This is a genomic window from Microcystis sp. M079S1 (assembly GCF_020246425.1).
Taxonomy (GTDB): Bacteria; Cyanobacteriota; Cyanobacteriia; order Cyanobacteriales; family Microcystaceae; genus Microcystis; species Microcystis aeruginosa.
The window spans coordinates 1-3,225 of record NZ_JADBSZ010000312.1; the positions used below are offsets into that span (position 1 = coordinate 1).

Sequence of the window (3,225 nt, forward strand, 5' to 3'; positions counted from 1 at the left end):
GAATCAAAATCCAGACTTCTTCACCCCTGAGTAACCAAACTTTATAGAGTTTGTCAGCGAAACGTTTTTTTGTCTTTGCTGAAGCGGTAATCCGTTTGAGTTCTTTTTCTAGGGATTCGGGAATTTTTGTCCAATCAATTAGTTGGTGAACTTCAGGAAAAAAGAAGTATAAAAACGCTTCAAAATACTCGCTTAATGCTTCTTTCCATGGTTCATCATAATTGGCGGTTGTTGGGTTCATTTGAGTTGTTTGCTTACTCGTAGGCTATGAAGCGCGATAGCGTAACGCACCGATTTAATAATAGAGGTGAATGGTGGTAATCTGGGTATTTTGTGGTAAAAAAGCGGATATTTGTTCGATTCCGTCTTGATTGGGAGAGAGAATAACGGTGGCGACTTCTGGAATTACTCCAGCTTGGAGACTTTGATAATCGCTAACACCAGCATCGAGGAAAACTACGGTAGCGGTTAAACGCTGATTTCTCACACTATCCACCTGATTAGCTTGACTCAAGCCATCAGATTGAGCGAAATTGAACAAAACATCGTCAACAGCAGGAAGGCTCGGCAACAGGGTGGAAGTCATGACGTTGACCTCAAGGGATGAATGCGACTATTTTGTGCAAACAATCGCCAATCTTTCAAGGGTGCTATAACAAAAATTAACATTTATACAAGAAAACGGGTTTCTAAATAGGCGTTTGCAGAAAACGGGTTTCTCAAAGAAACCCGTTTTCTCAGTTATTGCGAAGATGCGCTCGCTAACGTCAAAGCGAGGCAGTTATTTGCTTAATTTTAGAGGTTTGTTGGCCAATTAGCATTTTTTGTGATAGATTGTAACCCTAGTAACTTTTTATACTTAATTGTCAGTAATAATCATGAATGCTACAGCAATACGTCAACAAATAATTGAATCATTAGCTAATCTTTCTGGCGAACAATTATTGCAAATTAGAGAGTTAATCGAGCAAAATTTTTTACCTCAAATTAAACCTAAATCAGAAGAAGAAAGACAACAGTTAATTAAATCATTACAAGGTAAATATGCTCATGCACCCACCAGTAGTGAAGATTTTGCCCAACAAAAACAAGCAGAAATTGATTGGGAGGAGCGTAATAGATGAATATCATTTTAGATGCTTGTGCTGTAATTGCTTTTGTTCGTAATGAAACAGGAGCGGATCTTGTCAGAGAAACCATCACTAATCAAAATAATAACAAAATGATTCATGTTGTTAATCTTTGCGAAGTTTACTATAATTTTTATCGCGATATAGGAGAATCATAAACAGAAAAACTAATTCAAGAATTAAGTGATATTAACATAAAAACTCGCTTTGATTTAAGTAGCAAGTTTTGGCGACAAGTAAGCCAATATAAGGCACTAATTAAGCGCATTTCTTTAGCTGATTGTTTTGCTTTAACTTTAGCCAATCAAGAAAAAGGAATTTTACTTACTTCTGACCGAAAAGAATTTGAACCGATTATTCCTCTTAATATTTGTCAGATTAATTTTATTCGTTAATAAGTCCAGAAAACGGGTTTCTTCAAGAAACCCTTTTTCTCAGTTGAGAATCTCCGAGAAACCCGTTTTCTAGATATTAGGATAAGATTATTGGATTCTTGCCAAAGACTGCTTAAATTCTGCGAGAGAATTAGCGGTAGCTGCTAATTTTAGTAGCTCTTCTAAGATAGTAGGGTTAGTCATTTTGCCGATTATCTCTTCAATTTCTGAAGAAATCTGTCCAAAACGCACAGTTAAAACTGTTTTTATGGCATCGCGGCTTTTTTCTAACGCGCCAATTTCTTTACCAATTTCCTTACCTATTTCTTTACCGCGTTCGATAAATTGTTTGATTTTACTCTCTAAACTTGACTGTAATTCAGTGGATAAAGTCATCATATTGTCGATGATTTCAAACAGTTTAATTATCTGTTCTCTCTCGAACTCCTTTTCATATAATCCCCTGATTAACCTCCATTTCCACTGTTCCCGTTGTGGCAGCTTCCCAGTAGTCGCTTTTGTTTTCAGGTGTGCCATGACGATTATAGCAAAAGGATTAAGCTAAACGGCGCTTAACCTGCATGATCCAATAGCTATAACCCTTTTGGAGTCTATATCGGTGATCCGAAGTAAAAGCCGTTTAGCTTACTACTTGCTTCTAGTTCTGTCCATCTTTCCTCATAGTCCAGTAATTTAACCGTTGGGAATTTCAGACTCACTTCACAGCCAGCAATGGTATAATTATAGGAATCTGGTCGCCAATTTACTCGTTCATCTCCTAATATAGCGAGACTGATAACTGGTTTCTGATACAAATCAAAGGCACGATAGTGGCTCTTCTGGTTTTTGTGTGGGAGGAAGAAGAATAGGGATAATTTGGGTGCATCTCAATGGGGTGGAAATATCTACAGGACATTTTGGGCGCACGCAGTGCGCCCCTACCATTGACGCAATAATATTATTGTAGGGGCGAATTGCATTCGCCCTCTTTGATTAATAGGAGATGCAGCCGATAATTTTGGGGAAATATAGTCTTTAAAGCCTTGTGGCAAGACTCCTACGAATGATCAGCATTGATTATCACACAAAGTCGAGGAGAGCCAGAAAATTGTCTGAGCAATTTTTTGATAATTGACCCCTGTACATTTGGTAAATCCAAGAGTTGATCAAAATCTATCCACATAACCCACCTCCTGTCCTGTATTACTATTATACCATCCTCACACAGAACCTATAAGAGCCAACCCGTTTTCTCGGTTATGACAATTTTAGCGTAACCCACCAATTTAATGATGGAGGTGGTGCGTTACGGCGGATTGTTCTTGAGATGCGCCAATTCAAGTTTGAATTGCATCACTATCTGATCTACCTTTATAGAATACCTCATTCGGGGTACGATAGTCAAGACATTTTCGAGGACGATTGTTAATCAAGTTTACGGCTCTTTCCACCTCCTCTGGCTTAACGATTTTAAAATTCGTTCCCTTGGGGAAAAATTGTCTTAACAGTCCATTAGTATGCTCGTTTAATCCCCTCTCCCAAGAATGATAAGGAGTAGCAAAATAAAAATCTGCTCCCAATTTCTGACTCAACTCTTGATGTCCACAAAATTCTTTGCCGTTGTCACAAGTAAAGGTTTTTCTTTGGTCAGGGTGAATCTCTTGAAAAAGTTTTTCTGTGACTCTATTGATTTCCGATGCGGTTTTGTTTTTGGCTAATCC

General features: G+C 38.0%; 6 protein-coding genes and 1 pseudogene. 2 read left to right on the forward strand and 5 right to left on the reverse strand.

Annotated features, from left to right (window positions below; genetic code table 11):
• Both IM456_RS20110 and IM456_RS20115 read right to left on the reverse strand, forming a co-directional pair.
• Nucleotides 1-241, reverse strand: a pseudogene (locus IM456_RS20110) (hypothetical protein); the annotation flags it as partial.
• A 54-nt stretch (nucleotides 242-295) separates the two neighbouring features.
• Complete coding sequence (locus IM456_RS20115; RefSeq protein ID WP_172970570.1) at nucleotides 296-586, reverse strand: DUF4347 domain-containing protein; 291 nt, start codon at nucleotides 584-586, stop codon at nucleotides 296-298.
• A gap of 292 nt (nucleotides 587-878) precedes the next feature.
• Between IM456_RS20115 and IM456_RS20120 the strand changes: the two genes are divergently transcribed.
• On the forward strand, nucleotides 879-1,124 hold the full coding sequence (locus IM456_RS20120; protein ID WP_002747004.1) for a hypothetical protein: 246 nt from the start codon (nucleotides 879-881) through the stop codon (nucleotides 1,122-1,124).
• Complete coding sequence (locus IM456_RS20125) at nucleotides 1,121-1,288, forward strand: PIN domain-containing protein (RefSeq protein ID WP_253881492.1); 168 nt, start codon at nucleotides 1,121-1,123, stop codon at nucleotides 1,286-1,288. The genes IM456_RS20120 and IM456_RS20125 overlap by 4 nt, the downstream gene beginning before the upstream one ends.
• A 324-nt stretch (nucleotides 1,289-1,612) precedes the next feature.
• Here IM456_RS20125 and IM456_RS23415 read toward each other — a convergent pair whose 3' ends face one another.
• From IM456_RS23415 to IM456_RS20135, 3 genes are all read right to left on the reverse strand, one after another.
• Complete coding sequence (locus IM456_RS23415; RefSeq protein WP_149988378.1) at nucleotides 1,613-2,041, reverse strand: hypothetical protein; 429 nt, start codon at nucleotides 2,039-2,041, stop codon at nucleotides 1,613-1,615.
• A gap of 74 nt (nucleotides 2,042-2,115) precedes the next feature.
• Complete coding sequence (locus IM456_RS23420) at nucleotides 2,116-2,319, reverse strand: hypothetical protein (protein ID WP_172970571.1); 204 nt, start codon at nucleotides 2,317-2,319, stop codon at nucleotides 2,116-2,118.
• 522 nt (nucleotides 2,320-2,841) lie between these two features.
• Nucleotides 2,842-3,225 (reverse strand): IS30 family transposase (locus IM456_RS20135; protein WP_287712798.1); only part of this gene is annotated, 384 nt, incomplete at its 5' end.

What these genes read in the sequence shown, in the direction of transcription:
- IM456_RS20115 (WP_172970570.1), bottom strand. Translation starts at nt 586, where the DNA reads ATGACTTCCACCCTGTTGCCGAGCCTTCCTGCTGTTGACGATGTTTTG.
- IM456_RS20120 (WP_002747004.1), top strand. Translation starts at nt 879, where the DNA reads ATGAATGCTACAGCAATACGTCAACAAATAATTGAATCATTAGCTAAT.
- IM456_RS20125 (WP_253881492.1), top strand. Translation starts at nt 1,121, where the DNA reads ATGAATATCATTTTAGATGCTTGTGCTGTAATTGCTTTTGTTCGTAAT.
- IM456_RS23415 (WP_149988378.1), bottom strand. Translation starts at nt 2,041, where the DNA reads ATGGCACACCTGAAAACAAAAGCGACTACTGGGAAGCTGCCACAACGG.